Source organism: Streptomyces sp. NPDC091272 (assembly GCF_044757485.1).
In the GTDB taxonomy this organism is placed as follows: Bacteria; Actinomycetota; Actinomycetes; order Streptomycetales; family Streptomycetaceae; genus Streptomyces.
On sequence record NZ_JBIVVC010000003.1, the window covers coordinates 439,762 to 465,591 of the forward strand.

Here is a 25,830-nt window from a genome sequence, read left to right on the forward strand (position 1 = left end):
GCCGGTCCCCCGAGCGATAGCGTCAGCGGATGCATACACGTGTGACGGGCATCGTCATCGAGGACGACAAGATCCTGGTGCTCAACCAGGACACCGACGGCCCCAGGACCTGGTCCCTGCCTGGCGGCAAGGTCGAGGACGGCGAGGCTCTGGAAGAGGCGCTGGTCAGAGAGATGCGGGAGGAAACCGGCGCCGAGGTTGAAGTGGGCCGGTTGCTGTATCTGTGCGACAACACGAGTGCTCACGTCGTTCACATCACCTTCGAGGCCCGCATCGTGGGCGGGGAGATCGGAGCGGTCAAGGAGGGTGCGGACACGCGGCCGATCCGAGGCGTCGAGTTCGTGGCGCTGGACGACCTGTCCGACCGAGGCTTCAGTGACGTGTTCGTGAAGCTCTGCCGGGACGGGTTCCCGGGCGCGGGTTCGTACATGGGGCCGAAGTCCGCGATCGGCCTATAGGCCGATCGAACTGATCAGCAGCCGGTCGAGTTCGCCTGGCGTGGTCCGGGCGGACTCGTTGACGGCGTCGACCCACTGATTGAGCAGGTGCGCGAGCTCCCAAGCTCCGAGCCGGGCGGCATCGGTGGTTTGGGGGTCGCGCACCAAGCGGACCCCAACGCCTCGTGAGGAGCCCAGCAGGTAGCGCGAACGGACGGCTGACACCGCACCTTCGGTGCTCGGAGTGTTCCAGGCCGCGCCGAACAAATACCGCTGCAAGGGCTGGGCTTCAGGCAGCGCAGGGCCATCGCCACACCAGAACTGGACGTTGCCGATCAGATGGTGAATCTCCCGATCGCCAAGGCCGGGTTCCATCACAGGACAGCTGTCCCCCACGGCATAGCCGCTGTTGTACGCCCGCGCGCCCCTCGTGGCATCCAAGGCTTCGGCCCGGCTCGGCAACCGCGCTCCGAACCATGCTGCCGCGACGGCCGCCCCGATCCAGGTGACCCAGTACGCGGGATGGGACTCGTATCCGCGGCTAACCCGCCAGCGTCGATCGGCCGGGTCGTAGTGGAGTCGTCCACCACGTTCGTGGGGCATCGGGCAGACCAGGATATTGGTGCCGAGCCGGGAGTTCACCGCACCGCCCGCGTGCAGCATGGTCAGCAGCTCGGCCATTTCCGTGTTGGTGACCAGCAGATTGCGCCACTGGGATCGCCCTACCGGCCTGTAAGCCGGTTTGGCCGTCCGCTGGGGAGCAGGTTGGGCGCGGACGTGGTGGCTGGGCCGGAGCACGGGTTCATGCAGCTCGTACTGATCGTCACCAGCTAGCCACTGGGTGACGGTCTCGGTCACTTCAGGGTCGAGCTGGTGGCGGGCCTGGGCAACGGTCTCCTCTACCGCCGCTTTGACAAGGTCCACCACACCGGGGGCCAACTCGGCGACCAAGGTCTCCTTGCGTCCGATGGTGGCGAAGGTGGTGTCCGTCGCAGCTGTGGCGCCAGCAGCGTTAGGCGACGCACCGGCCGGTTCCGGCATTTCGACACCGAGGAACTGGGTGAGACCCGCTTCTGTACGTCCGGGATCGCTGACGTGCTGTTCGTACGGGATGACCAGGCGGGGGCGGCGGGACGGCTCGTCTCCGTCGAAGAGGCCGCGGGCGAGCAGCAGGGAGTTCACGACGATCAGCCGCCCCAAAGCGGTGGCCGGATCGGGGTCGTCCTGCGGGAGGAGCGGCGCGAAGACCGTTCGCCACCTCGGGGCGCGGGCCGTCGCTGCGACCTGGGCGTAGCGGTCGCTGTAGCGCCATCGGTCCCAGAGCCGGCCTCGGGCGAATGAGGAAGCGATTCCGATGGGTGCCCGGGTGAGGATGACGGCAGGCGAATCAGGCAGCATCCCCAAGACGGTGTCCGTGGCGAAGAAGAGGTTCGTCTCCTTCACCAAGTGCCTTGGTTCCCCGTGCAGGTCGCTGAGCGCGCCGAGGAGATGGTGCCAGCCCAAGCCAGTGAGTCCGGTTCCCTGGAGGCTTGGCGGTACTCGGTTACCAGGCGACAGCGGGTGTTCGCGGCCGAGCTGCTGGCGGAAAGGCTCGTTGTGCTGCGGCATCGTCCCGCGCAACGAGTCGGACAGCCAGTTCGATCCGACCCTCTCGAAGATGCCGAGGGCCAGCGCGGGCGGCGAAACTGGCCCTCCGCCCTGCTGCTTCAGGTGGGCGGCCAGGCGCGCGACGATGCTATGGATAGTGCCGTCGGGCAGAGCCGCGCTCAACGCGGGGTGCGGCTTCGCGGGCGGTAAGGGTGCCGCGCCGGGCTCCGTCTGTTCGTGACTTGTTGTCATGACCCGCAAACGTAGAGCCACTTCGAGCGCCCACCCCTGAGGAAAACTCAGGGCTGAGTAACGCTCAGGGTCTGCATATGCCTATGTCTCGGGTCACTCGACGCTACGCAGCGGCCTGGCCCGTCTGGGGGCGGGCGCCCAAGGTCTGACCCAGTGCCCGTTCGACCGAAATCAGGATGACCACCCGCTCGGGGTCTGGGGCCGGCGTGCGACCGTATCGCTTTCCGTAACGGGCCACCGCGTCTTCGACCACAGCCTCGTCGGTGCACACCTCCGCGGCCCCTTCGAGCGTGGCCCACCGGCCGCCGTCGACCTGGCACACGGCTACGTTGGCTTCGCCCCCACTCGCGACAATGTTGGCCACTTTACGACTGGATTTGCGGGTGATAACTCTGGCCACGCCAGCGGCGGCGTCCACCGTCACACCGACCGGCACAACATGCGGTCGCCCGTTGGGCCGCAGCGTGGTCAGCGTGCACAGGTGGTACTCGTTCCAGAACTCTAGGTAGTTGTCCGACTGGGCGGATATCGCGTTCGACATGGCTGAAAGCGTAAACGCCACAGTTGCCCGAACTGCCCCATAGTGACCGGCACCACACCCCTTCCGATCTGCCATTTTGTCCACTTCGCGGGTGTTTGCGAGAGCGTCAGGCTCATCGAAAGTCTCAGGTTGATAACGGAGTCATCTATCGACTCGCGAAAGTTGATCCGTTCACGCCAGACAGTAAAACAGCAGCTCAAAGCCCCGTACGGGATTCAACAAGGTTGCTTTAGGTCGCTTTGACTGGTTGAAGTTACCTGCCGCCTACACGAATCGATCATGACTTTTAGGCCATGTCTTGTCGGTTGCTTCACGTACTGTCCAACGAGGTTCCCGAGAGCTCCGCGGGGCAGCCTCGCCCGGGGTGTCAGGGCGCGTTCGCGTACGTGACATCCGAGTAGACGGTGAGCCCTGGATGTCTAACATCCCTCCCCCTGCGAGGGGGGTCAGTGGGGGCGCAGGTGCAGCCGACCGCGGTCGTTTCCGGCGCCGGGAACCGGACGTCATCGACATGGGCGCGGTGTCGCCCGGCTCGGGGAGCCATCACAGCCGGTTGGAGGGATTACTCAGTGTGGTCGGATAGAAGTGGCCGAGACGCGGCGGAGCCCAAGGTTCCCGCTCAAGACCGAGCCAACCGCCGACGCCTTGGACGCTGGCGTACAGCCACGGCCCGAACGGTGGAGAAGGATCTGCACCGGCTGATTCGGCGTGAGCTGCAAGATCTCGGGGTCACTCCCCCGCTCGACGTTCACGACCTCTGCGAGAAGCTGAGCCGACGGCGCGGACGCCCTCTGTTTCTGCGTGCAGCTCCGCTGCCCAAGCCCGGCCCCTCGGGCATGTGGGCGGAGTACGACACCTACGACGTGATCCTGTACCAGCAGGAGACGACCGACCTGCACCAAGACGGGATCATCCTGCACGAGGTCGGACACATCCTCGTGGCGGAGAACGAGAAGGCAGCCGAGGACTCCGCCCGCAGGGTGGAGACAGACACGCCCGATGCAGCTCCTGATGAGGACGCGGCGGCCGTCGATGTGGAGGGGTGGGCCGCCCTGCTGCCGGTCTTCGGGACCGAGGCGGTCAAGCGCGTTGCCCAGCGTTGCTCGTATGACGACGGCGAGGAGTGCTCCGTCGAACTCGTGGCCACGATCATCCTGGAGTGGTCGGCCCTTCTCGCATCCTCCACTCCTCCGGCCGATGACCCCGCTCTGCGACGGGTCGAGGCAGCTCTCGGCGACCGGCGAGGATGGCTGTAGAACGTGGAACTCCTGCTCCTGGGGCTCGTGGCCGCACTGGTCTGGAAGCTCTACCAGTGGAAGCGAAGCCCGCATGACGCACCCCTTCGCTCAGTCACTCTCTGCCTGCTTTGCGCGGCGCTCTCGTACCCCGTAGCGATGCCCGGCGGCGCGTCCGGCGTCGACACCGTCGCCGGCCATGGGACGGCGAAGCTGATCCAGAACGTACTGCTGCTTCTCGCGGTGTACTTCCTGATGTGCTTCTACCTCTACTCCGCCGCTGACGAGGACGCGGGCCGACGCAGGGCCCGGAAGGAAGCCGTCGTTGTCGCGGTCGTAGCGGTGGCGATCACGGTGGCTGCCGAGTCTGTGCCGCACGAGGTCTTCGCTGGCTCCTTCAGCACGGCCGACATGACGACTCCGCAGATCTCGTTCTTCTACGGCGGCGCCGGCCTCTACCTGATGTACGCGCTCGGCATGGCGTGCCGGTGGACTCGCCGCTACGCCCGCATGTCCCGACGCCCGCACTCCACCGGGCTCTGGATGGCCGCCGCGGGTCTGGGGGCGATGGCGGTGGCCTGCGCGATCCGCGCCGTCATCGTCGCCGTTCGCGCGGCCGACGTAGAGGTCCCTAAACCGCTGATGGCCGCCGTCGCCTTCCTTCTGGTGGCGTCCATCCTCACGTTCGCGGCGGGCATCACGTACTCCGGAGCCCGAGCCCGGATCTCGTCCCTCCGCCTCTGGCTCCAGCACCGACGTGATCACCGCCGCCTCGCGCCGCTGTGGGAGCTGCTGGCGGAGACGTACCCGGACAACGTGTTGCGGCCGGCGTCCGCAGCGGCCCTGGACCGGTGGCGGGCCCGCGGCGTGCATCGGCGTTATCACCGCCGCATCGTGGAATGCCGCGACGGCTTGGTGGACATCAGCCCTTACCTGCTGGACGAGGGTGACGACAGCACGGTCCTCAACATCGACTCCGCCGAGCTTGCTGCCCGGCTGCGCAGGGCCTCCGCCCGGGTTGAGACGGGGGTCCCCGCGCCCCGCCGCGCGGTCCCCCTCGCGATGGCGCTGGGCAGCGACCGCGAGTCGGATGTGAAACAACTGATTGCGGTATCCGACGCACTGCGCGCAGCCGCATGACCTCGCAAGATCAAGGAGTCACGATGCTGATTACCGGTGGACGAGTGCTCGTCGACTCGGGGACCTACCTTGAAGACGGCGCCGTTCTCATCGAGGGCGCGTCGATCGCGGCCGTCGGGCCCCGCACGGAGATCGAGGAGCGGGCCGGGGCCGATGTGCCCCGGTTCGAGTTCGGCGGAACCATCTTGCCGGGACTCATCGACGCTCACGTTCACCTGGCCTTCGACGGGGGCCCTGACCCGGTGGCCACACTCCAGGGCTCGACGGATGAAGCCCTGTTCGAGGACATGCGACGTCGCGGCGAACAGCTCCTGCGGAGCGGCGTCACCACTGTGCGTGATCTCGGTGACCGGGGCGGACTGGCCCTTCGTCTGGACGCCGAGATCAAGGACCGGCGTACACCGGGGCCGCGGATCGTCTCCGCGGGCACCCCGGCGACCACCGTGGGCGGGCACTGCCACTTCCTGGGCGGCGAGGTTTCCGGCGAGACGGAGATCCGCGAGCTCGTACGGCGCAACCTCGCGTGCGGGGCCGGCGTCATCAAGGCGATGGTGACCGGCGGCGGTCTGACGAAGGACGGTCCCAAGAGCCACCAGTCGCAGTTCACGGCGGAGGAGCTGGCCGCTCTGGTGGAGGAAGCCCACGAGGCGGGCGTGCCCGTGGCGGCCCATGCCCACGGTGCCGACGGTATCGCCGCAGCCGTCGACGCGGGCGTCGACACCATCGAGCACTGCACCTGGATGTCGAGCACTGGCCTGGACTTCCGGCCGGATGTGGTCCAGCAGATCATCACGAAGGGCATCACCGTCTGCCCGGCGGTAAGCCCGCACTGGCAGATGCTCCCGAAGTTCTTCGGCGAGGAACGCGCCCGTGCGATGTTCGATCTGGTGCGGCAGATGGCCGACGCCGGAGTCCGCCTGATCGCAGGGACGGACGCAGGCGTGCAGCGCGCTGGCTTCGACGGACTTGTTCAGGCCCTGTCGTTCTACTCGCACCTGGGTTTGTCGAACGCCTCGATCATCGACATGGCGACCTCACAGGCTGCCGCCGCACTGGGCCTGGGCGAGATCACGGGGAAGGTCGCTCCCGGCTACCGCGCGGATCTCCTCCTGGTGGACGGTGACCCACTCGCGGATCTCTCCGCACTGGGCGGCGTCCAGGCCGTGTTCGCTTCCGGTCTGCGCCACGAGCCGAGCGGCACGGGGCAGTAGGAACCTCACACTGGTGCCCTGTTTCCTGACTCTCGCGGGTCCGGGGGACAGGGCGCTAGCTGTTGGTGCCTGGACCGGCCTTCTTGTCCAGCTCGCTGGCGAGGTCGTTCAGGATCGAGAGGACATCGGCCGGCAGGCCTTCGGTACTCATTCCGCGGGCCCGGACTCGGCCCACCTTGCCCTGCTTGGCCGCCGACATGAGGCGGAGCCCTTCGTAGACCTGCCGGGCGACGGACTCGTTCGGCTCGAAGTACAGCTTCGAGACGTCGAAGAACTTGGCCAGACCTTCGAGGACCACGGGCAGCGGTGCGTCGTCTCCGCCCGTCCGCAGGGCCTCGATGTCCTCGGCTGAGGTGACCTGGGAGCCCGCGTAGGCGTTCACCGAGTCCGCGATCTCCTGATCATCCGGAGCGGTTCGGCCCGGGTAGGAGCGCTCCAGCAAGAGAGTGATCTTCTCAGCCAGCGTCTCCGGCACCTTCTCGGCCTCGGCGGTCTCCTCGTCAGCCTCTCCGAAAGACCGGTCCTGGGCGCGCTTCAGCTCGTCCTCGGTCACCCCGTATGCCGCCGCCAGAAGAGGGACGTACCGGTCCTTGAGGCGGCGGACACCCCCTTCGGCACCAGCCACTGGCCCGTCGCTCTTGGTACCGATGACCGTCCGCGTCTCGTATCGGTAGAGGCCGGCGTCGCATCGCAGGTCAACCAGATCGGGCAAGCCGTCGCGCGGGAACAGGTCGTCCAGATCCCGGTTCAGCACTTTGGCCAGAGCAGGCAGCTTCTCTTGATCGGGCGTCGTCGCTCCCGACTCCCACCCCGCCACGGTCGAGTCCGCAGCACCGAGGGCGGACGCGACGTCGGCCTGCGAGACATCGGCGGCTCGACGTACCGCGCGCACACGTTCTCTGTCGAAACGGCGAGCTGGCATCGGACCTCGTTTTTTGGGTGAACCGAGGAAACCTCGGACTGTTGACTTTTGATGCGAACCAAGATAGCTTCATCTTAGCGAAAAACGAGGGGGTTCGCACCCCTCTCGGCCTTCGCCCACCTGCGGTTCCCATCGTGAACCGACTCGGTGAAGAGGGGATTCCGCGCAGCACTCGGGCGCGGTCCCTCCCCTCAAAACGCCATCGGCGCCCGAGAGTTCGCACCTCTCGGACGCCAGACAGCTCGTGATCCGTGGCCCCCGACAAGGGCGCTGATCACTCGCACGGCCACTCCGTGTCCTTTCGCACGGCACGACGGAGCGGCGTACCACATAAAGGAGTGTCGCATGTCCCCCACTACGGACTGCAACCCGAAGGTGGAGATCCCTTCGGGCCCGGCCGAACGTCTGGCGGCGCAACTGTCGTCCATGCTGCCGGAAGTCGCCGTCGTACAGGTGCGCCTTCAGGGGCCTCGGACCTTGTGGCCCCACCTCGGGCTGACCGCCGTGAACGCCAGCGGACGGACCCTTCGTGTCCCTCGGGCGAAGGCGGTCACCATCGCCCGGTGGATCATCCGCTCATTCCCCCAAGCCGGATGGGCGGCCTCCGGCGGGCACGCCTTCGACCTGCGGACCGCTGAACTGCGCGGGCTGGAAGCGTGATGGCGACCGTGGCACCGGCGAACGCGGGCCCGGCCGTGGACTTGCAGGGACTCGCGGCCGTGGTCGGCCTCCTGGCTCAGGCCGGCGGCCTGGACGCCCTGTTGGGCAGCCAGGCTACTGACTCTCGCGATAAGCGTCTGCACATCGGGTACAGCGAAGCCGCTGAACGGCTGAACATTCCGGAAAAGTGGCTCCGCGAGCGTATATCCACGCTCCCTCACCGGAAGTTCGGCAAGTTCGTGCAGTTCACGGAGGATGACCTCCACGCGATTTCCGATATGCACTTCGTCAGCCCTGGTGAAAAGACCCAGAGGGATGACGAGTCGGTACTGATGGCGCTTCAGCCTTCCAAGCGCTCTCGTAAGCGTTCCTGATCTCCTCTCGCGCCCGATTGCAATAATTCGCGGCGCTGCGAACATCGCGAGAAACAAATGAGCATTGACATATCCAGCCTCATCGAGGCTGCGCACCGGGGAAATTGGCTGCCCCTCATAGAAGAGTCGAAGAAGGCTCCGGGTAAGCACTGGGCCGAGTACGCCCGATGCGCTAACCAGGACATCAATATCTTCGTCCCTCTCGCAGACGGCCCCAGGGAAGAACCCGACACCGTGAAAGCCAAGCTGGGAGTCTCCCTCAACCGTCCTCGCAATCTGTGCGCGTCATGCCCGTTGGCCGTCGCTGCCCGGTGCCTGGTGGAGTCCCTGAAGGATGACGACGAGTACGGAATCCGGGGCGGCCTTCTGGCTTCCGAGCGTGCAGAGCTGCGGCGTGCATGGCAAGACCGGGACATCGAGAAAGCAGTAGAAGGCGCGCTTCGAGGTTGCACCGCAGCCTTGACCAAGCCCGCCCGGGACGCCGTGATTGCGCGCTTCGCCACTGATCCATCACTGGACGCTGCTGCCGTCGCCCGCGGGCTTGGCGTGACGCACGAGTATCTGCTGAAACTCGCCCGTCGCTACCGAAAGTCGCAGGCCGGGCAGGGCACGCCCTCGCTGCACGTCGTCGCCGCCTGACGCCGCCCCCGAGGAAACGATTCTTCCGCACGGCGGACCCTGCGTTCACGGGAGTTCCCCCCATGCTTCAGAACAGCCCTTCCGGATTTCGGCGCAGGACTATCGGTGCCGAGATTCGAGAAATTGCACCCACGGCAGTACTCGTGCGGGTCTACCCCGTGCGCCGGTCTGTTACCCACCTCTTCGAATCGGACTTTCACCGCATGCTTATCGACCGCAGGACCGAAGAGGAGGTTGCGCGCATGGTCAGGCGCGGTTTCGGAAAGGCTGCCGACTGGCGTCGCGCCCACGACTTCCATCTCCCCACCGAAACCCTCTATCTCACCCCGGAGCCATATCAGAACGGCTACGTCCCGGAGGACGACCAGTCTTTCGGTCTTTCCCTCAGCCGTCGCATAGCCATAGGCGACGGTGACCACTGATGAGTGCCATAGCGACCGAACTGGTCTGGTCACACTCGAAGTCGTGCAGGGGCTCGCGCCTCGTCATGCTGGCGCTGGCCCGCGAGGCGGACGACGACGGCAAGGCGACGCTAACCCTTGATGAGATATCCGCCGTTACCCGCCTTACGCCTCGTTCGATAACGAAATGTCTCGGAGAGCTGGCAAAGCTCGGAGAACTGAGCCACGAACGCGGAGGGGGCGCCTCCAACCCGAATTCCTACTCCATATTGCTGTGTAGCGGGACCGCCGAGGAAACCACCAGCACGGTGAAGGAACTTCCTACTCTCCACCCTGGCGGATCAGAAATGGGAGAGAAGTACCAGGAAGTTCCTTCCCAGAACCTCGCCGACGAAGTCGGAAGTGGGAAGTTTCGGCACGCAGATTCGGAAGTTTCTTCCTCGCGCGTACGTGGTGGTAATACTCCCTACGGGAGTATTACCACCACCAAAGAGCAAGCTAGCTTGCCGAGGTCACGCCGAGAGAACAACGCTGTCGAGCAAGGCTCTGTGACGGTTCCTGACGGAGCCAAAGACCTGGTAACAGCCATAACAGGCGCCGGAATGCTCGTTGGTTGGCGACTGACCGAATCGGAATGGGATCGGGTAACAGCTCTCGCAGCACGTTGGGGAAATGAACGGCTGGTCGAGATGGTGGCGCGGCGATGGAACGCCGACCGCCCGCCACAGTCCGCCCGCTATCTGCTGCGCATCTGGGCGGATCTGCCCTCGCACGCTCCCCCCGCAGCAGCCTCTCAGGGGAATGTCGTGCCGTTGCGTCGGCAGTCCGGAGGCTGGGTTCCCTTTCAGAACACCGCTGCCCCCAGCGCTTACCAGAACGGATTTTGATCATGGCAGAGCCAGAACGCGCGGGCAGCGCCAGGTCGATGCGCGCAATGGAACGAATACTCGCTGCGAAAGGACTTCAGGCCGTGCCGGATGCCGACCCCGCCGACGAAGCATCGGAAGAGAACCCCGGAGATCGCGAGTGGCACTCCCGGGCTCGGGCCGACTACGCCCTGAGCCGCTGGCAGAGGGCCACCCCTCCCCGGTTCCGTGACGCGGAGGCCACGCTGCCGGAGGTCATCGGCTGGGCCGACCGGGCACTCACGAACAACGCCGGGGCTGGCGCTCTGCTCCTCACCGGCCTCACGGGGACGGGCAAGACGCACCAGGCGTACGGGGCCTTGCGGAGGATCGCGGCCGGCGGACCGGACCGGTTCGAGCTGATCGCCGTGAACTCAGCTGACATGTACGGCAACCTGCGCCCGTCACAGGTCATGGGGACAGCAGAACACGAGCTGCAACGGCTCAGCCGGGTTCAGTACCTGCTCCTCGATGACCTCGGCACAGCGAAGACGTCGGAATGGACCGAAGAGGTCACGTACCGGCTGATCAACTACAGGTACAACCACTGCTTGCCGACGATCATCACGTCCAACCTTCCGGCCCGTGATGAGAACGGCCCGGACCTGAGCGACTTCGTCGGGGCCCGCGTGGCGAGCCGTCTGGCCGAGATGGTCACGACGCTCGTGCCGATGATCGGCGCCGATCGGCGCCGTGGTGGGAGGGCGGCGTGAGGCCCGTCCGCCTCCGCGGAGCGTCCCGCGACGCCGCAGCGTTGTCCACAGCCTGTGCATACGTCGGTCCTCGCAGCCGGTACGCGAACCCGTTCACAGCCGGGGTGCGGTCCCCACTCGGTTCCCCGATGGACGCTGCGGAGTCGGTGGACCTCTTCGCCGCCACGCTCCGCGGCCCGGTCGGGCGTCACTACGCCGCTCGCTTCGCCCGAGTCCTGCGCGGGCTCGACCTCATGTGCACATGCCCCCTTGACGCTCCGTGTCACGCGGATGTTCTCCTCCGCCTCGCTAATGAGCCCGGCGGCGGCACCGCACCCTGCACTACCGATCTTCTGGAAGGCCCCTGATGAGTCACCCGATCATGTTTGCTGCGGCCAAGCGCCTCACCACCGCAGAGGAGCGGCGCAAGACCGCTCGGGAGGCCGCGTTCCGCACCTGGGGTCCGAGGTCGATCACCGCAGCGTCCAAGTACGCACGCACCCTCCTGGGGGACGCCGCAGTCACGCTCGACTGGGAGGTCCTGGGGCTTCTCAGCTTCGAGGAACACCTGCAAGCCTTCGCGTCGCTCGACACGACCGGGGGCCAGCACCTGGAGCTGTACTACACCGATCAGGGCGGCACGGAACGAATCTCGCTGCGGGTTTCGTGTGTGAGCTGCCCGAGTCAGCACGTGCACGAGGTCACGTCTTTGGAACGGCTCGGTCAGCTCCTCTCGCAGACCCCGGCCTGGCAGGACATCAGCCCGCGCGACGGAGGCAACCTCTGATGTCACACGCGCACATAGACACGGCGGCGGGAACCGAACCGCAGGGGAGCTACAGCCTGCGCGGGATGACGGCCTGGGACCGCAGTGCGATCATCCTGCTCGGCGCGGCCGGCTTCGCCTTCTCGTATGACGCACTGCGTCAGATCGCCCTCGCGATCCACGCCAGGGAGACCTTGTCCTACCTGTTCCCGGTGTTCATCGACGGGTTCATTGCCTACGGCGTGCGGGCGATCGTGCTTCTCAGGCACCAGCGGTTCGCCGCGCGGCTCTACGCCTGGTTCTTGTTCCTCGCGGCGACCGGGGCGAGCCTCGGCGCGAACGCTCTGCACGCCATCACGCTGAACGATTCTCCGCAGGCCGGACGGTCCGCGCTGCACCTCACGGACAGCGTCGTGGGTGTGCTGTCGATGCTCGCGCCCCTCGCGCTGGCGGGATCGGTCCACCTCTACATTTTGATGGCGCGGACGGCTGAGCGGGCGGTCCCGGACGGGGCTGATTCCGGTCCCGGACCGGTCCGCGAGACGTCTCCGACGCTCGAACGCGTCGCTGTCCAGCAGCGTCCTCGTCCGCTGGAAGCACCGGCGCCGATGCCTCCACTGTCGTTGACAAACGGTCCGTCCGCGCCGCAGGACGCCGCCGCGGTAGCCGTTGACCTGCGGAAAGCCGAGCCCTCGCCCGCAGAAGAAGAACGTACGGAGGACACCGCAGACCATCCGTCCGCCGAAGCGGACGAAGAAGAGGCGGAGGGCGAGAGCGCGGACGGACCGGAGGGTGGACCTACGGACCACGCTCCGAGCACAGCACTTCCGGAGGACACGGAATCCTCCGCGCCCACGGCGGTCCGCACCTCGGCGGACGGAGAAACGCCGTCCGTCCCGGACGACGCGGAATGCCCACAGGACCGGGAGGCGGATGACGACTGGTTGGCAGAGCTGCTGCCGATTGCGCGATCGGCTACCGAGCGAGCCGGACGGACCAGTCGCGAGGTTGTAGGGGACGCCGTCCGCAAGCATCAGGCGATCAGCAACGACCGGCTTGGTGTGCTGCTGGCCCGGCTGAAGGAAGAGGACGACGAGGGGACAAGGACACCCGCCGCTGCCTCCAGCGCCCTCTGGTGATGTCATCTCATGACGGGCTCGGGGCCTGTGTGGCTCGCGCCGCACAGGCCCCGGCCGGTCAGCTTGATCAGGAAGGAACGCCGATGTGGTCTCGCCGACGCGACCGGGCTGAGGACGCCGCCCGTGCCGATGCCGTACAGACAGCGTCCGCCCTCGCGGTTCACCTCCAGGGCGGGGGCGGTCTTGTGCCGGTCCAGGCGGACGGTCTTGCCCTTGCGGTCGGTGAGGTCGCCTTCGCGGACGTGGCGTGCTCCGCCGCCCGCTTCTACGGGACAGGGGTCGACTACCCGACCCCGGCGAGTGGCTATTTCGAGGACCACCCGACCTTCGGCCGGCGGTGGGTGAGCAACGGTCGTCTCGACTCCCGTCGGCGGCAGGAAGCGGAGGACGCCGCCCGTCCGCAGTGGCGCGATCACACCGCTGCCCGAGTGGTGCTGACGTCGGCTGGCGTACGGCTCCTCCCGGTGGGGGCTCGTGAGTGGATGCCGTTCGACCACGTCCTCCTGACCGGAGTCGCCAATGAACCGCCCGCCGTCGTGCTCTCGTACAGCACGTGCGCGCCCCTGCTCCTGAGCGGCTCAGCCGCCCCGTGGCTCGGCGTGGCGGTCGAGCACCTGCACCACAGCTCCGCATAGGACCGTAAGCCGCTCCGCCGAAAGCCGGAACTTAATTCCTGGAATTAAGTTCCGGCTTTTTTGTTGATTCGAGTTGTCCGCGAACCCCTGCAAGGATTCAGGCACGGCCAACGCCACAAGGCTTTTCCGGCCGTAAAGATCCGCTTGGGATCTCCTTCGAATCACGCAAGGGACTGATGGCCTTGATATGAGTGACGCCCCCGGCAACTCAACCGTCTCACAGACGCGAAACACGATCGAACTCTTCGACAGATGAGACAGGCAGATAGAGCTACGCGCTCCGGCCTGATTCTCAATTTCTCCGGCATTCGCCGGTAAAGCCCGCAGGAGGAATCCCGCCTCTTCCTGCGAAGGAGCGGCGCGGCTTCCAGCCCCCGCGGGGCCGCGCCGCTCGCACTTCCGAAATCTCCTGCACCAAGGTTGTGGTTCCCGCATGCCTCGATCCACCCGTTTCATACCTATATCAGCCGCAATAGGAGTAGCTGGTTCCCTGGTTCTCCTGTCGGCCGGCTGCGCCAGCTCGGACAGCGGCACGTCCGCCGCCTCGACCGCGTCCACGCAGCCGCACTCGGTCTCGGCGGGCATCCCCGATACCGACCCGTCGCACAGCGGCAGCACCGCTTCCCCGGCAACAACGCGCCTCCCGACAGACGTTGAGCGGACGGCTCGGGCCTTCACCACGGCCTACGCGGAACGCGACGCCCGCGACGGCGCCGACCACTCGTACGCAGACGCCGGCGCTCGGGCCGCCCGGCTCGCCTCGGGCGAACTGGCAGGCGTCCTCGCCCAGAAGCGACCGAGCCAGGACGCCGCATGGGCCGCCCTGCGGGCCGAGAAGGCACACCAGACAGCCAAGATCACGTCCGCCGTCATCCCCGACGGTGCGCCTGCGGCAACGGCCTCCTCCGCCCTCGTCCGCGTGAGCTACACCCTCACGACCACCCCGAAGTCCGGCCACGCGCGCAGCAGTAACGAACAGCTCGCACTCCGCCTGGAGCACACCGCCGAGGGCTGGCGCGTCACCGCCTTGCCCTGGGCGTGACGGGGCCGCGATGAACAAGGGCACACAAGCTGGCCTGGGACTCGTCACGGCCGGGCTCATCACCGGCGTCGCCATGCTGACCACGTTTGGAGGGGCCGACAGCGCCTCCGCGCAGGAAGCCGGACCTGGGGGCGGCATCACGACGGACGCGCCTGTTCCGGGCTGGGTCCGTGAGCTGATCAACAAGCACGCGGGCGAGTGCACGCAGGTCACAGCTTCCCTCCTGGCGGCTCAGCTGTACACGGAGAGCAACTTCAACTCCGGTGCGACGTCGCCCGTCGGCGCCCTCGGCATCGCTCAGTTCATGCCGGGGACCTGGGCACAGCACGGCAAAGACGGCGACGGCGACGGGGTCAAGGACGTCCGCAACCCTGCCGACGCCATCGCCGCGCAAGCCGCGTACGACTGCACCTTGGCCGACGAGGTCAAGAAGGTGCCGGGCGACTCGACGGACAACATGCTGGCCGCGTACAACGCGGGCGGCGGCGCGGTGATCAAGTACGGCGGCATCCCCCCGTACCCCGAGACCCGCAACTACGTGCGCAGCATTCGAGCTCTGGCCTCGAAATGGGCCGACGCCGTCAGCCCGGACGCACCGGCCGGCAAGGGCGCCGCCCGCGCGATCTCGGCCGCGAAGACGGCCCTCGGCACGTGGTACCGGTGGGGCGGCAGTTGCGTCATGCCGTACGAGGGTGTGGGCGGCTGCGACTGCTCCTCGCTCACCAAGATGGCCTGGTCAGCGGCGGGAGTGAACCTGCCGCGCACCACGTACGACCAGGTCCACGCAGGGACTGCCGTCAAGGCCGTCTCCCAACTCGCCCCGGGCGACCTGTTGTTCAGCGTCCCGGGCAGCGCCGGCCCTGAGCACGTCGGTATGTACATCGGCGGCGGCCAGGTCATCGACGCACCGCACACCGGGGCTCAGGTGCGGATCAAGCCGCTCAGCTACTGGAAACCGCAGATCATCGCGATGCGGCACGTCGGCTAATCACGCCAAAACATCCCAAACCACTCCTCACAGCACCAAGGGGCTGAACCATGCACAACCTCCTCTCTGCCGCTGCCGATCCCTCCCTGCACACGACCCTCGCCGCCGGAGCCGATGTTGTGTCCGGCGTGAAGCCGGACTGGGGTCCCTTCGGGAAGCTCGGCGGCACGGCGAAGGTCATCCTGGGTGTCATCGCCGCCGTCGTCCTCGTCGTCGGCGCCGGTGCCTTCCTCGCCGGTGTCGGCAAGTCGAAGGGGTGGTTCGGTGAGGGCCACTCCACGATGGACAGCTCGCGCGGCAAGGGCATGATGGTCGGCGGCCTGACCTGCGTCTTCCTCGTGGCCAGCTTCGGCACCATCTTCGCCATTACGTACGGCATGGGTGTGTGATCCATGCCTATCCGATCCCGGAGGAACGTTTCCTCCTCGAAAGCCAGCGGAGCGCGCCGCTCGTCGGCCAAGCTCTGGGGCATCGCGGCCGGCGGTGCGGCCGTGGTCACCGCGGCCGGGGTGGTCGTCAGCATGACGACGGGCACCCCTCCGGCCACGGCACCCTCCGCGTCGGCACCCGCCCACTCGGCTCCGCAGGCGAGCGGGGAAGGCGTGCGGGAGCTGCACGGTGTCCCCGTCGGCTACCCGCACACTCGATCCGGCGCCAAGGCGGCAGCGGCCAACTACACGACGGTCAGCGGGAGCTCGCAGTTCCTCACGGACAAGGACGCGCGGCACCGTGCGGTGGCAGTTATGGCGGCCAAGGGCTCGGCTGATGCGGCGGTGAAGAAGGCCGACCACGCTGCCGAGGACGCGGTCAGCTCCCTGCGGGGCGACGCCTCCAAGGTTTCCGTCAAGAAGACCGTCGCGCGTACCGGTGTCCTCTCGGCGCATGTCCTGGGCTTCGACGCCCACGGGGCGATGGTGCGGTTGTGGACGACGACGGTTCGCGGCAGCACGGCCGGGCACGCGACACCGAAGACGGGTTTCCAGTCGGTGACGGTCACCCTCACCTGGGAGTCCGACGACTGGAAGCTGAAGGACAGTTCGGCCTCGACGGGACTGGTCGCTCCGATCGACGTGCGGCAGGCATCCAACGTACCGGGCGACTTCTCGGACTACGTTCCGGCCGCTGCAGAAGACCCCGTGCTGAGCGGCGCCGAAGACCGCAGTGGATTCCCGGCACCGTACGGACACAACGAGCGCGGCGCGCGTGCCGCTGCCGTCAGCGCCACCATGCTCTACGGCGACCCTCGGTTCTTCACCGATGAGGACTGGCGGCACCGGATGCTGTCGGCCACGGCCGCGTCGAGCGTGCTGCACTCGGTCACCTCGGACACCGACTCGACGGCTCGTCTGGTCATGGAGAACCGCGGTGTCGGCGCGGACGGGACGACCGCCGACGGCAGCGAGCTGATCACGCGGACGGCGGCGCTCGCCACCCGCTCGATCTCCTACTCCGACCAGGCCGCGAGCGTGGAGCTGTGGACGGCGTCGGTGGGGGGCGTCGCCGGGAAGGACGAGACGCAGCGCCCGCAGGTCGCCTTCCTGCGGATGACCGTGGATCTGGTCTGGGAGGACGGCACCTGGAAGACGACGGCCGTCACGCCGTCCGAACCGCTCGTTCCGTCGCCGCCGGCCATGCAGGAAGCCGACCCGGCCGACAGCTTCGCGGACGTGGGAGGTGCCAGCAATGCGCCTGCGACTGCGTGATGACGCCCCCGGCCTGCTGACCATCGAGCGGGGAACCCCAGGCCGCTGGCGCCGCCGTCTCCAGGCGGTGGCGATGGTCAACGTGATCATCGGGTTCGTTTTCGTGCCCTCGGCGGTGGCCAACCCCTTTTGCTACATCCCGATGGTCTGCGAGGCGAAGGCGGCCATCGACTTCGTCAAGGACCCGTTGGGGTTCCTGCTCCAGAAGCTGACCGAGGCCAACATCTGGTTCTTGCGCAAGATGCTGGAGCTGATCCAGAACACCACGAAGATCGACCTGACGAGCACCGGCTTCCTGAAGCAGTACGCGATCATCTTCGCGGCCTCCAGCCTGCTCACCGTGGCTCTCTGGTTGATCGCCGTGGCCAAACGGGCGGTCCGCGGAGTCGCCCTGACTACCGCCGTGTCCGAGGCGATTGGCTTCCTTCTCCTCCAGTTCGTGGTCAACGCCATGACGCCGGGAGCAATCGCGCTGCTGATGAAGGCCATTGACGAAGTCACGGCCATCTTCGAGCCGTACGCGACGAGCAACTTCAAACCGTTCCTGGAGAACATCCTCAAGGTCATGGCAGCCAACCCCACCGAGGGCGTGGGACAGCTGCTGGTCGTCAACCTCATCATGATGTGCGGCGCCCTGCTGATGTGGATCGAGCTCCTGATCCGCAGCGCGGCCATCTACGTGGCCGTGGCGCTCGGGCCGATCGTCAACGCCGGGCTGGTCGACCGCGACCTGTGGGGGAAGTCGAAGAAGTGGTTCGGCGCCATCTTCGCCATCGGCCTGAGTAAGCCGATCTTGTTCGCCCTGCTGGGCCTCGGCGGCGCGATCCTCAGCGACACCTCGGGGAGCATGTCCGACGCGGTCTCCAAGACCCTGGTCGGCGCGTTGATCCTCCTGCTTGCCGTCTTCGCGTCCGCCACGCTCTACAAGTGGGTGCCTGCCTTCGGCGACGAGATGGCCAGTCTCCATCACGACCGGAAGAGTGCACAGTCCTCCGGCCCGGCCGCCGCGGTCGACGGCCCCGCCCAGCACGCCAACAGGGCGATGGGCGCTCGTGTCCAGGACTCCTTGGTCGGCGGCTCCAAGTCCGCTGGCGCCAAGACCGCTGGCGCGAAGATGGGCGGCGGAACTGCTGTGGCCGGACCGGTCGCGGTCGGTGCCGCCATTGCCAAGGCCGGCGTCGACGTGGCGAAGAACAAGGCCACCACTTCCCCAGGCGCGCAGGGCACCGACGCCGCAGGCGGCGGCAAGGCCGAACAGCCCGAGAGCCAGCAGGGCGGCGAGGACACCGCCGGTACGTCCGGTGCACCGGCCGCCGCTAGTCCCCAGGGAGCGACCTCCGACCCGGTCGTCGGCTCTTCTCCGGACTGGTCCTCGGCCGGTGGGCACGCCTCGGCGGGGCGCCCACCGGGAGCCAATGGGACACCGAGCACAGCACAGCCGTCCTCCCCGCCGTCAACCGGCACGGGAACCTCGGGCCCGACACCGCCCGCCTCCCCCTCCTCCGCATCAGGAACCACCTCGGGCTCCGGGCCCTCCGTCACGCCCCCGCCGCCGTCGCGGCCCTCGGGCGGCCAGGCACCCGGACGACCGAACCCCAGCAAGGATCAGTGACCCTCCATGTCGACTCGTACGTATCAGTTCGGAAAGCACCGCCCCACAGGGCTGGTCGGCCGCCGAGACCTCGGCGAACAGGTCGTCCTCGGCGGCGGCGCCGTCACCGGCATCCTCTTCGGCTACCTCTTCAACGGCGTGACGGCCATCGCCGCAACGTGCCTGGTCCTGCCGATCCTGCTCGCCCTGGTCATCGTGTATGCCCCGTACCGGCCCAAGGGCACGTCCCAGCGGCGCACCCTCTACCGCTGGTGGCGGATCAACCGCTACCACCGCAAGGCGCTCCGCCGTACCGGCGGCGTATGGGTGTCCCCGGCCGTCGAGGCCGGCGTGCGCCGCAACGGCACACCGCCGGACGCCGCTCTTGTGGAGCCGGAAGGCGTCACGGGCATGACGTGGGTGCCGGTCACGGTCCGCGGTCAGCAGGCCGTCGTGGTCCTCCAGCCGGAGGCCGGGTGCGTCACAGCCACCCTGGAGATCGCTTCGCCCGGCCTCGGCGGCAAGGAAGTCGGTGAGCAGATCGTCGCCCTGGAGCGTTGGGGCGAACTCCTCGACGCCTTCGGGAACGTCGAAGAACACCCGGTGAAGCGCATCCAGGTCCTGGCCCGGCAGATGAAGTCGGACCCCTACGCCCACCAGCGTTACATCGCGCAGCGCGACGAGTCGGCCGCGACGACGGACGCCCCGCAGTGGCTGAAGGACTCGTACGACGTACTGGCCAACGCCGTGTCGACTTCTGCTGAGGAGCACCGCTACTACATCACCATCCACGCCCGGTTCACCCGCGACCTGGCGGCCGAGGGTGCCGCCCGCGGTACGGGTGACGAAGGAGTCGCCGCCGCCATGGCCGCGTACCTGGATGAGCTGTGGTCCCGCGCGGAGGACGCCGACCTCTCTGTGATCGCGCCCCTGGACGAAGGGCGGATGACCGCGTTCATCCGCAACTCGTACGACCCGGATCACGCTATCTGGGACACCGATCTCCGACAGGCGCACGCCTTCCCCCGCAACGTCGACGTCCGCGACGGCGCACACGTCGCCACTCGCGCGGCAGGTTCCACGGACAGCTGGTACCACGCCACGGCCGCCGTCGTCGGATGGCCCACGACCCCTGTCGGCCCCGACTTCCTCTCGCCGCTGCTGATCGGGATGCCCGACGTCATCCGCACCATCTCGATCACGCAGCAGCTCGAACCCAACGACAAGGCCGTGGAGCGAATGCTCGCGGAGGACACGAACAACCAGGCCGAGATCGACCGCGACCGTAAGCGCGGCAAGAACATCGACCCGCGCGACCAGATCGCCGCCAGCGCTACCGGATCGCGCGGCATGACCCTGGCTTCCTCCGGCGCGGCCGGCTCCGCCGTCGTCGGCTACATCAGCATCTCCTCGCGCAGCGCCGAAGAGCTGGAGCGCACCAAGCGCACCACCGCCTCCCGTGCCCGCAACGCGCACCTGCGGATCGAATGGCTCGACCTCGAACACGCCCGCGCCTTCGCCACGACCCTGCCCCTCGCCGGAGGCATCAAGTGACAGACCTGCTCGACCTCGCCCCGCTGTCGCCGATGCACGAGACGGTGCGCCGTCCCCTCTACACCGAGACGACCACCAGCCAAGCCCTCTACCTGCCCATCGCACCGCCGACCCTCGGCACGGCAGGCGCGATCATCGGCCGAGAGCTGTACTCGGGCAAGGCGTTCATCTACTGCCCGTTCTCGGCGTTCGGTGACGGCCTGCCCGGCGGCAACATGATCGTCATGGGGGACACGGGCCGGGGAAAATCGGCCCTGACCAAGACGTACGCGGCCCGGCAGATCCGCCTCGGGCGTCAGGTCGTCGTCCTCGACACCAAGGAGCAGAAGGAGCGCGAAGAAGGCGAGTGGGCCGCGCTCGGCCGCTCGCTGACCGGCAAGGCCCCGGTGAAGTTCGCCCCCGGCGGTGGCCGTGCGGCGTCGTGCATCAACCCGATGGACCCCGCCATCGCGGGTAAGCGGCAAGTCGAGCTGGTGCGCACGATCGTTGAACTCGGTCTCGGTAAGGCCCTGGACGAGTTCGCCGGCTCTGCCCTGCGGATCGCGATCCGTAGGGCCCACCAGCGGGCAGGTGAACTCGGCCGCACCCCGGTCCTGGCCGACGTCGCCGCCGCGCTGCGGTCACCGGAGGAGTCCGACGCGGCGGCCAAGAAGCGTACGCGGGACGAACTTCTCGGTGACGGCCTGGAGGCGTCCTACGTCCTGGATCGGCTCTGCGGCAGCGAGCAGGACGCCACCGGCGACCTGACGGGCATGCTCGACGGCCCGACCAGCCTGGGCGTGGACCTCGACGCCGACATGATCGTTTTCGACCTGACCAAGGTCCCGTCCGGTGGCGTCGCCATGACCATCCTCGTCGCCGTGATCTCGGTCTTCCTCGAAGAGGTGTGGCTGCGTCCGCTGTGCGAATGCGGGTCGGAGCCGGGGCAACACGACCGAGTCGTGGTCGACGCGAACTCCGGAGCCTGGGAGCTGGGGCCGAACCCCGGCTCCGGCTGCCGCCGCTACACGCAGCGCAAGCGCATCCTCGTCTGTGAGGAAGCGTGGCACATCCTCGGGACGCCCCAACTCGCCTCGCTTCTGGAGAAGTTCCTCAAGTTCGCGCGTGGGTACGGCCTGTCCTGCATCTTCATCGTTCATCACTTGTCGGACATCGACGACAGCTCGGAGACCCAAGCGGCGCTGAAGATGGCCGACACCATCGTGATCTACAGCCAGAAGAAGGCGGAGGCGGAAGCGACGGTGGCCCGGCTGGGTCTGCCGTCCTGGACGGCCGAGCACATCATGCGTCTGCGCCGCGGGATCGCCCTGTGGAAGGTCGGCGAGGTGATCTACCCCGGCGTCCAGCATTTGTTGGTGGAGGCCGAGCAGCACCTGTGCTTCTCCTCCGGCTCGATGACCGACCTGGCCAGCACCTCCCCGGACACCGAATGAGCGGATACCACCACCTCTCCGCCGCCGACCCCGTCCACGCAGATTCGGAACGAGCCCTCGCCATGACCGTCACCACCGACCACACCACGCTTCCCGCTGACGAACGCGCGGTGCGACAGGACATCGACCAGCTGCACGCCGAAGCACTCGACCTCGCCCGACGCATGAAAGAACTGGCCCTCGTGCTGGACCACGGCGACTACTCCGCCGCCGGGGGCCGCGTACGTACGGCCGTCGCCCACATCTGGCGAGCCGCCGAGGACCTGCACAGCGCTTTCCACACCGCGCCCCCGCGCTGTGCCGGGCCCGACGCGTCGATGTCGCGGCTGTGCGGCCGGCGGATGCGCTACCTGGCGGCCCGCGTCGCCCGGAGGACCGAGTAGTGGACATCCTGCCCGGCGGAATCTCCCTGGTCCTGTACGCCGTGACGGCCGTGTGCGCGGTGGCCTTGGTGACGCTCTGGTTCCTGCTGAACCGCGGACGGCGCAACGCCGGATTCGCGAGCAAGGGACAGCTCAAGCGCCAGATGTCGGCCAAAGCGGTCTTGAAGGCCACCGAGATCCGGCCCTCCCTCACCAGCGACGACAGCCACCCCCGCCGCGCAGCTGGGGTGAGCTTCGCGAAGGACCGCGCCGCCGCTCGCTGACCCTCCCTCCTTGTCGCCCACCTCGCTCCGGAGTACGTCATGCACCACCCCCTCGATCCTCACGATTTCGGCTACTCATTGGGTACCTCGCAGCGCCCGAAGGGCGTCGACCTCTGGTCCCGCGCCGACAAGGCATGCCGGGTCATCGGTCCGATGGGCAGCGGAAAGACGATGAGGTTCTTCGCCCCGCTCGTCCGCAACTGGGCCGGGCCGGTCCTGGCCACCTCGACCAAGCCCGATCTGGTCGAACTCACCCTCGACGCGCGGCAGCGGGAGGGCCGGCCCGTCGCGGTCTTCGACCCGCAGAACATCGCACCGAGCCTCCCGCGCTTCCGGTGGACCCCGATCAACGGCGCAGCCGACACGGAGGTGGCGATGATGCGCGGGAAGGCGTTCGTCGCGGGCTCCCGCACCCCCAACAGCGCGGCACAATCCAGTGAGGGCAGCGCCTTCTACAAGGGGCAGGCGGCCAAGATCCTCGCCGCCTTCTTCCACGCCGCCGCCCTCGACGGCGCGTCCCTCGACTGGGTGCTGCGGTGGGCCCGCAAGCTGACCGACCCGGCGCCCCTCGGCATCCTCAACGCCCACCCCGGCGCCGGCCCCGGCTGGGCGGACATGCTCCGCACGGCCACCTCCGGCGACAGCCGCACCGTCGGCAACACCGCCTCGACCCTGGACGCGGCCCTCGAACCCTTCATGCACCAGTCGGTGATCAACGCCCTCCAGGGAGACGGAGAGGACCCCACGGACTTCGGCGCGTTCCTCGACGCCGGGGGCACCCTCTACCTCCTCGGCAAGGACAGCGAGGTGAACAGCGTCGCTCCGCTGACCACCGCGATAGCCGAAGACCTTCTGGATCTCGCGGAGGCGCACGCTCTCGCGTCCCCGGCCGGGCGGCTCGACCCCGCTCTCCTCGCGGCCCTGGACGAGGCGCCGAACATTGCGCCCATCCCCTCCCTCCGCCAACGCGTCGCAGACGGCCGGGGTCGTGGCATCACGGTCATCTACGGCCTCCAGGCGTGGGCGTCGGCTCGTGCCCGCTTCGGCGAGGACACCGCCAAGGAGCTGGCGGCCTTCACCAACAACGTCGTCGTCCTGCCCGGGGACAAGGACCCCGACTTCCTGAAGGACATGTCCGACCTGTGTGGTCAGGTCGAGCGAGAGCGCACGACGAAGACCACGTCCGGTGGGGACCGCGGTGGCCACTCGACGGCCACGCACATGGCGCTCGAACCCGTCCTTCGAGGAGACGAGATCAGGGGTCTTCCCGAGGGGCACGCCCTGGTCCTCGCGGACAACCTCCCGCCGATCGTCACCCAGCTCGATGGCATGTGGACCTGGGATTCCTGGTCCGAGATCGAGGGTCACGTCCGTGACCTACGAGCCGCCAACGAAGCCGAGCGGACCCGGCGGAGCACCGAGAAGAAGAACCAGGCCGAGGCCCATGCGGCGGCGTGGGCCGGTCGTGAAGGAGCGGCTGCCGCATGACCGAGCCCCTGACCCGCTTCGAGCCCTTCCCCGAGCCGCCCGCACTGATCCTGGAGTACATCGCGGAGCGGAGCACGGAGGAGTCCGTGGCCGCCGATGGTCCCGCCCCGTGGGACATCGGCGCCCTGTCAGCAGAGTTGATCGAGCCGATGCCCGCGTGGCTCGATTCCGTGTGCCGCTGGCTGAACCGGACGTACGCCTGGCAACCGCAGGACGTCATCCCGCCCTGCTGGGGGAAGCACGAGGGCCTGGCATACGAGATCGCGGCCCTGGCCTTCGCCAGGGGAGACGCGTATACGGAGGCGGGCTCGTCCGTGATCTGGCACGAGCAGTACGACCGCTTCCTCACTCGAATGAACAAGACGTTGGGCAAGGCGGGCGACGAATGCCGCGTCGGCAGGCACGACGAGCGTCCGGCGCGTTTCCAGCTCGCGGCCTGGCCCACGGCCAAGGGCGAGGAGACGGGATCTGCGGGACGAGTCAAGGAGATGGCCGGATGATGGCGGACCCGAACATGGTCTTCTCGACGGACCCTCGTCGCGGGCTGGTGGCGCGTAGCGGATGGGAGCAGGAGGAAGCACGGACAGTGCTTCGTGATCTCGGTTGGGAGTGGGCGGAGGAACTGCACGCCCTCGTCCCACCGGACGACGTGCCGGAGGTCGACGCCGGCCTTCAGGCAGTAGAGGAACTGCACCTGCACGGGCACCGAACCGGCTACGCCGTGGGGCCTTACGGCACGATGCGGTTGACCCTGGGTCGCGCAGAGCAGGTGTTCACAAAGGTCGCCGCTCGGGAACCTGGTGAGGTCACCCCCGACGCGGGCGCAAAAGAAAATGATCAGCCTGCAAGAGCGGAGACCAGGCGGCCTACGTACGGGGGCACATCCGCTTGGGAAGGGCCGAGTGAACCCGACGGGCCCGAGTCCCCAGCAATCTAGAACGCGCTCCCGCAAGAGCCCATACCTGTCCTTCAGCGTTCGAGGAGCCCCAGTAGGGGCGTCCTCGAACGCTGCTGCCGTTCGTTGGCCGGCGTAACGTCCGCAGCGAACTGTTCCGCTCTGTTCGTTCAGGCGGGAGCGGGGTCGAGGAGAAGCGAGTCGAGAATGGCAGCTGTGCCGGTGGGATCGGTCGTGTGGTGCACGGTGCGGATGCCCAGGGTCTCGGCGGGCGGCAGGTTCTCCGCATGGTCATCAACGAAGACGCACTCAGGACCGGTCAGGTCTAGGGCGTCAAGCGCGCGCTGATAGATGAGCGGCGACGGCTTCCGTACGCCCTCCAGCTCCGACAAGATCACGGCATCGAAGAAGTCCGTCCACATGCCCTTGTCCTCGTACGGGTTGTAGGGCTCGATCCCGAACGAGTTGCTGAGCATGGCCACCTTGATCCCTGCCGCGCGAGCGCGCTTCGCGGCGGCGACGATCTGAGGCTCCGGGTGAAGGTTGGCCAGAGCGCGCCGCATCAGGTCGGTGGAGTCGATACCAAGGATGCCGCCGATGACGCGGTTCCAGTCCTCCTGGGTGGCCTCACCGACCTCCAGCGCTGCGTAGATCGCGACGCCGTCGGGATGCTCGTTCAGCGCCGCGAAATACGCGCCTGGAGTCAATCCCTCCGTCCTCTCGAACGCCTGCCCGTTCAGTCGCATCCGAGTGGTGAGCACACCACCGAAGTCGAGAATCAGACCACGGTATGGGGCTGGCAAAGCGGCCTCCTTGCCGATCTTTCCTACGTGTACGCGGTCCCCCGGCCGCAGGGCGACAGGGGGACCGTTGAGTGCCCTCCCCAGAGGGAGAGACCCCCAGTATCGCCTCTCCCCGAAGCACGTGGGCCTACGCTTGACACGAGTGCCCTGT

Annotated in this window: 29 protein-coding genes; 25 read left to right on the forward strand and 4 right to left on the reverse strand. The window is 67.6% G+C overall.

The window, feature by feature from the left end:
* Window positions 1-29: 29 nt before the first annotated feature.
* Window positions 30-458, forward strand: a complete 429-nt coding sequence (locus ACIQM4_RS11245) for an NUDIX domain-containing protein (protein WP_401520834.1) — start codon at window positions 30-32, stop codon at window positions 456-458.
* On the opposite strand, the gene ACIQM4_RS11250 is transcribed toward ACIQM4_RS11245, so the two are convergent.
* A complete protein-coding gene (locus tag ACIQM4_RS11250) occupies window positions 453-2,276 on the reverse strand; it encodes an SUMF1/EgtB/PvdO family nonheme iron enzyme (RefSeq protein WP_401589250.1) in 1,824 nt (607 codons plus the stop codon). The genes ACIQM4_RS11245 and ACIQM4_RS11250 overlap by 6 nt on opposite strands.
* Window positions 2,277-2,379: 103 nt before the next feature.
* A complete protein-coding gene (locus ACIQM4_RS11255; RefSeq protein WP_401589253.1) occupies window positions 2,380-2,817 on the reverse strand; it encodes a pyridoxamine 5'-phosphate oxidase family protein in 438 nt (145 codons plus the stop codon).
* A 677-nt stretch (window positions 2,818-3,494) separates the two neighbouring features.
* On the opposite strand from ACIQM4_RS11255, the gene ACIQM4_RS11260 reads away from it, so the two are divergent.
* The 3 genes from ACIQM4_RS11260 to ACIQM4_RS11270 are packed head-to-tail and all read left to right on the forward strand — an operon-like array spanning window position 3,495 to window position 6,403.
* A complete protein-coding gene (locus ACIQM4_RS11260) occupies window positions 3,495-4,073 on the forward strand; it encodes a hypothetical protein (protein WP_401589256.1) in 579 nt (192 codons plus the stop codon).
* Window positions 4,074-4,076: 3 nt separating this feature from the next.
* Window positions 4,077-5,192, forward strand: coding sequence for an MAB_1171c family putative transporter (locus tag ACIQM4_RS11265; RefSeq protein WP_401589258.1), 1,116 nt, complete (start codon window positions 4,077-4,079; stop codon window positions 5,190-5,192).
* A gap of 23 nt (window positions 5,193-5,215) precedes the next feature.
* Window positions 5,216-6,403 (forward strand): amidohydrolase family protein, encoded by a 1,188-nt coding sequence (locus ACIQM4_RS11270; RefSeq protein WP_401589261.1) that lies wholly within the window; start codon window positions 5,216-5,218, stop codon window positions 6,401-6,403.
* Between the two features lie 55 nt (window positions 6,404-6,458).
* Here ACIQM4_RS11270 and ACIQM4_RS11275 read toward each other — a convergent pair whose 3' ends face one another.
* On the reverse strand, window positions 6,459-7,295 hold the full coding sequence (locus tag ACIQM4_RS11275; RefSeq protein ID WP_401520818.1) for a helix-turn-helix transcriptional regulator: 837 nt from the start codon (window positions 7,293-7,295) through the stop codon (window positions 6,459-6,461).
* A 375-nt stretch (window positions 7,296-7,670) separates the two neighbouring features.
* On the opposite strand from ACIQM4_RS11275, the gene ACIQM4_RS11280 reads away from it, so the two are divergent.
* The 21 genes from ACIQM4_RS11280 (at window position 7,671) to ACIQM4_RS11380 (ending at window position 24,481) form a co-directional block, all read left to right on the forward strand.
* Window positions 7,671-7,985 (forward strand): transcriptional regulator, encoded by a 315-nt coding sequence (locus ACIQM4_RS11280; RefSeq protein WP_248585367.1) that lies wholly within the window; start codon window positions 7,671-7,673, stop codon window positions 7,983-7,985.
* Window positions 7,985-8,359 (forward strand): hypothetical protein, encoded by a 375-nt coding sequence (locus ACIQM4_RS11285; protein WP_401520815.1) that lies wholly within the window; start codon window positions 7,985-7,987, stop codon window positions 8,357-8,359. The genes ACIQM4_RS11280 and ACIQM4_RS11285 overlap by 1 nt, the downstream gene beginning before the upstream one ends.
* 57 nt (window positions 8,360-8,416) lie before the next feature.
* Window positions 8,417-8,998 carry a WhiB family transcriptional regulator gene (locus tag ACIQM4_RS11290; protein ID WP_401520812.1) on the forward strand — a complete coding sequence of 194 codons (582 nt, stop codon included), beginning with the start codon at window positions 8,417-8,419 and terminating at the stop codon, window positions 8,996-8,998.
* A 62-nt stretch (window positions 8,999-9,060) separates the two neighbouring features.
* Window positions 9,061-9,420, forward strand: a complete 360-nt coding sequence (locus ACIQM4_RS11295; RefSeq protein WP_401589265.1) for a hypothetical protein — start codon at window positions 9,061-9,063, stop codon at window positions 9,418-9,420.
* Between the two features lie 65 nt (window positions 9,421-9,485).
* Window positions 9,486-10,286: a hypothetical protein gene (locus ACIQM4_RS11300; protein WP_401589268.1), complete on the forward strand. Its 801-nt coding sequence runs from the start codon at window positions 9,486-9,488 to the stop codon at window positions 10,284-10,286.
* 2 nt (window positions 10,287-10,288) lie between these two features.
* Window positions 10,289-11,017 carry an ATP-binding protein gene (locus tag ACIQM4_RS11305; protein ID WP_401589271.1) on the forward strand — a complete coding sequence of 243 codons (729 nt, stop codon included), beginning with the start codon at window positions 10,289-10,291 and terminating at the stop codon, window positions 11,015-11,017.
* Window positions 11,014-11,364 carry a DUF4326 domain-containing protein gene (locus ACIQM4_RS11310; RefSeq protein ID WP_401589273.1) on the forward strand — a complete coding sequence of 117 codons (351 nt, stop codon included), beginning with the start codon at window positions 11,014-11,016 and terminating at the stop codon, window positions 11,362-11,364. The genes ACIQM4_RS11305 and ACIQM4_RS11310 overlap by 4 nt, the downstream gene beginning before the upstream one ends.
* Complete coding sequence (locus ACIQM4_RS11315; protein WP_401520797.1) at window positions 11,364-11,783, forward strand: DUF6195 family protein; 420 nt, start codon at window positions 11,364-11,366, stop codon at window positions 11,781-11,783. The genes ACIQM4_RS11310 and ACIQM4_RS11315 overlap by 1 nt, the downstream gene beginning before the upstream one ends.
* Complete coding sequence (locus ACIQM4_RS11320; protein WP_401589276.1) at window positions 11,783-12,901, forward strand: DUF2637 domain-containing protein; 1,119 nt, start codon at window positions 11,783-11,785, stop codon at window positions 12,899-12,901. Before ACIQM4_RS11315 ends, ACIQM4_RS11320 begins: the two co-directional genes overlap by 1 nt.
* An 83-nt stretch (window positions 12,902-12,984) precedes the next feature.
* The gene (locus ACIQM4_RS11325) at window positions 12,985-13,536 is read left to right on the forward strand and encodes a hypothetical protein (RefSeq protein ID WP_401589280.1); all 552 of its coding nucleotides are present in this window, start codon (window positions 12,985-12,987) and stop codon (window positions 13,534-13,536) included.
* A 433-nt stretch (window positions 13,537-13,969) separates the two neighbouring features.
* A complete protein-coding gene (locus tag ACIQM4_RS11330) occupies window positions 13,970-14,578 on the forward strand; it encodes a hypothetical protein (protein ID WP_401589283.1) in 609 nt (202 codons plus the stop codon).
* Between the two features lie 10 nt (window positions 14,579-14,588).
* On the forward strand, window positions 14,589-15,566 hold the full coding sequence (locus ACIQM4_RS11335) for an NlpC/P60 family protein (protein WP_401589285.1): 978 nt from the start codon (window positions 14,589-14,591) through the stop codon (window positions 15,564-15,566).
* A gap of 50 nt (window positions 15,567-15,616) precedes the next feature.
* Window positions 15,617-15,955: a hypothetical protein gene (locus ACIQM4_RS11340; protein ID WP_007447287.1), complete on the forward strand. Its 339-nt coding sequence runs from the start codon at window positions 15,617-15,619 to the stop codon at window positions 15,953-15,955.
* A 3-nt stretch (window positions 15,956-15,958) separates the two neighbouring features.
* The gene (locus ACIQM4_RS11345) at window positions 15,959-17,269 is read left to right on the forward strand and encodes a hypothetical protein (RefSeq protein ID WP_401589287.1); all 1,311 of its coding nucleotides are present in this window, start codon (window positions 15,959-15,961) and stop codon (window positions 17,267-17,269) included.
* Window positions 17,250-18,881 (forward strand): hypothetical protein, encoded by a 1,632-nt coding sequence (locus ACIQM4_RS11350; RefSeq protein WP_401589289.1) that lies wholly within the window; start codon window positions 17,250-17,252, stop codon window positions 18,879-18,881. The genes ACIQM4_RS11345 and ACIQM4_RS11350 overlap by 20 nt, the downstream gene beginning before the upstream one ends.
* Window positions 18,882-18,887: 6 nt before the next feature.
* Complete coding sequence (locus ACIQM4_RS11355; RefSeq protein ID WP_401589292.1) at window positions 18,888-20,414, forward strand: SCO6880 family protein; 1,527 nt, start codon at window positions 18,888-18,890, stop codon at window positions 20,412-20,414.
* The gene (locus ACIQM4_RS11360) at window positions 20,411-21,847 is read left to right on the forward strand and encodes an ATP/GTP-binding protein (protein ID WP_366799528.1); all 1,437 of its coding nucleotides are present in this window, start codon (window positions 20,411-20,413) and stop codon (window positions 21,845-21,847) included. Before ACIQM4_RS11355 ends, ACIQM4_RS11360 begins: the two co-directional genes overlap by 4 nt.
* A complete protein-coding gene (locus ACIQM4_RS11365; protein ID WP_401589295.1) occupies window positions 21,844-22,230 on the forward strand; it encodes a DUF6238 family protein in 387 nt (128 codons plus the stop codon). Before ACIQM4_RS11360 ends, ACIQM4_RS11365 begins: the two co-directional genes overlap by 4 nt.
* Window positions 22,230-22,493 carry a hypothetical protein gene (locus ACIQM4_RS11370; RefSeq protein ID WP_401589298.1) on the forward strand — a complete coding sequence of 88 codons (264 nt, stop codon included), beginning with the start codon at window positions 22,230-22,232 and terminating at the stop codon, window positions 22,491-22,493. The genes ACIQM4_RS11365 and ACIQM4_RS11370 overlap by 1 nt, the downstream gene beginning before the upstream one ends.
* Window positions 22,494-22,532: 39 nt before the next feature.
* On the forward strand, window positions 22,533-23,981 hold the full coding sequence (locus ACIQM4_RS11375) for a type IV secretory system conjugative DNA transfer family protein (protein WP_401589301.1): 1,449 nt from the start codon (window positions 22,533-22,535) through the stop codon (window positions 23,979-23,981).
* Window positions 23,978-24,481: a hypothetical protein gene (locus ACIQM4_RS11380; RefSeq protein ID WP_401589303.1), complete on the forward strand. Its 504-nt coding sequence runs from the start codon at window positions 23,978-23,980 to the stop codon at window positions 24,479-24,481. The genes ACIQM4_RS11375 and ACIQM4_RS11380 overlap by 4 nt, the downstream gene beginning before the upstream one ends.
* 565 nt (window positions 24,482-25,046) lie before the next feature.
* Here ACIQM4_RS11380 and ACIQM4_RS11385 read toward each other — a convergent pair.
* Window positions 25,047-25,679, reverse strand: a complete 633-nt coding sequence (locus ACIQM4_RS11385) for an HAD-IA family hydrolase (protein WP_055643649.1) — start codon at window positions 25,677-25,679, stop codon at window positions 25,047-25,049.
* Window positions 25,680-25,830: the final 151 nt, after the last annotated feature.

Coding starts and splice junctions, on each gene's coding strand:
- ACIQM4_RS11245 (WP_401520834.1), top strand. CDS start 30: ATGCATACACGTGTGACGGGCATCGTCATCGAGGACGACAAGATCCTG.
- ACIQM4_RS11250 (WP_401589250.1), bottom strand. CDS start 2,276: ATGACAACAAGTCACGAACAGACGGAGCCCGGCGCGGCACCCTTACCG.
- ACIQM4_RS11255 (WP_401589253.1), bottom strand. CDS start 2,817: ATGTCGAACGCGATATCCGCCCAGTCGGACAACTACCTAGAGTTCTGG.
- ACIQM4_RS11270 (WP_401589261.1), top strand. CDS start 5,216: ATGCTGATTACCGGTGGACGAGTGCTCGTCGACTCGGGGACCTACCTT.
- ACIQM4_RS11280 (WP_248585367.1), top strand. CDS start 7,671: ATGTCCCCCACTACGGACTGCAACCCGAAGGTGGAGATCCCTTCGGGC.
- ACIQM4_RS11285 (WP_401520815.1), top strand. CDS start 7,985: ATGGCGACCGTGGCACCGGCGAACGCGGGCCCGGCCGTGGACTTGCAG.
- ACIQM4_RS11290 (WP_401520812.1), top strand. CDS start 8,417: ATGAGCATTGACATATCCAGCCTCATCGAGGCTGCGCACCGGGGAAAT.
- ACIQM4_RS11295 (WP_401589265.1), top strand. CDS start 9,061: ATGCTTCAGAACAGCCCTTCCGGATTTCGGCGCAGGACTATCGGTGCC.
- ACIQM4_RS11300 (WP_401589268.1), top strand. CDS start 9,486: ATGCTGGCGCTGGCCCGCGAGGCGGACGACGACGGCAAGGCGACGCTA.
- ACIQM4_RS11305 (WP_401589271.1), top strand. CDS start 10,289: ATGGCAGAGCCAGAACGCGCGGGCAGCGCCAGGTCGATGCGCGCAATG.
- ACIQM4_RS11315 (WP_401520797.1), top strand. CDS start 11,364: ATGAGTCACCCGATCATGTTTGCTGCGGCCAAGCGCCTCACCACCGCA.
- ACIQM4_RS11320 (WP_401589276.1), top strand. CDS start 11,783: ATGTCACACGCGCACATAGACACGGCGGCGGGAACCGAACCGCAGGGG.
- ACIQM4_RS11325 (WP_401589280.1), top strand. CDS start 12,985: ATGTGGTCTCGCCGACGCGACCGGGCTGAGGACGCCGCCCGTGCCGAT.
- ACIQM4_RS11330 (WP_401589283.1), top strand. CDS start 13,970: ATGCCTCGATCCACCCGTTTCATACCTATATCAGCCGCAATAGGAGTA.
- ACIQM4_RS11335 (WP_401589285.1), top strand. CDS start 14,589: ATGAACAAGGGCACACAAGCTGGCCTGGGACTCGTCACGGCCGGGCTC.
- ACIQM4_RS11340 (WP_007447287.1), top strand. CDS start 15,617: ATGCACAACCTCCTCTCTGCCGCTGCCGATCCCTCCCTGCACACGACC.
- ACIQM4_RS11345 (WP_401589287.1), top strand. CDS start 15,959: ATGCCTATCCGATCCCGGAGGAACGTTTCCTCCTCGAAAGCCAGCGGA.
- ACIQM4_RS11350 (WP_401589289.1), top strand. CDS start 17,250: ATGCGCCTGCGACTGCGTGATGACGCCCCCGGCCTGCTGACCATCGAG.
- ACIQM4_RS11355 (WP_401589292.1), top strand. CDS start 18,888: ATGTCGACTCGTACGTATCAGTTCGGAAAGCACCGCCCCACAGGGCTG.
- ACIQM4_RS11365 (WP_401589295.1), top strand. CDS start 21,844: ATGAGCGGATACCACCACCTCTCCGCCGCCGACCCCGTCCACGCAGAT.
- ACIQM4_RS11375 (WP_401589301.1), top strand. CDS start 22,533: ATGCACCACCCCCTCGATCCTCACGATTTCGGCTACTCATTGGGTACC.
- ACIQM4_RS11380 (WP_401589303.1), top strand. CDS start 23,978: ATGACCGAGCCCCTGACCCGCTTCGAGCCCTTCCCCGAGCCGCCCGCA.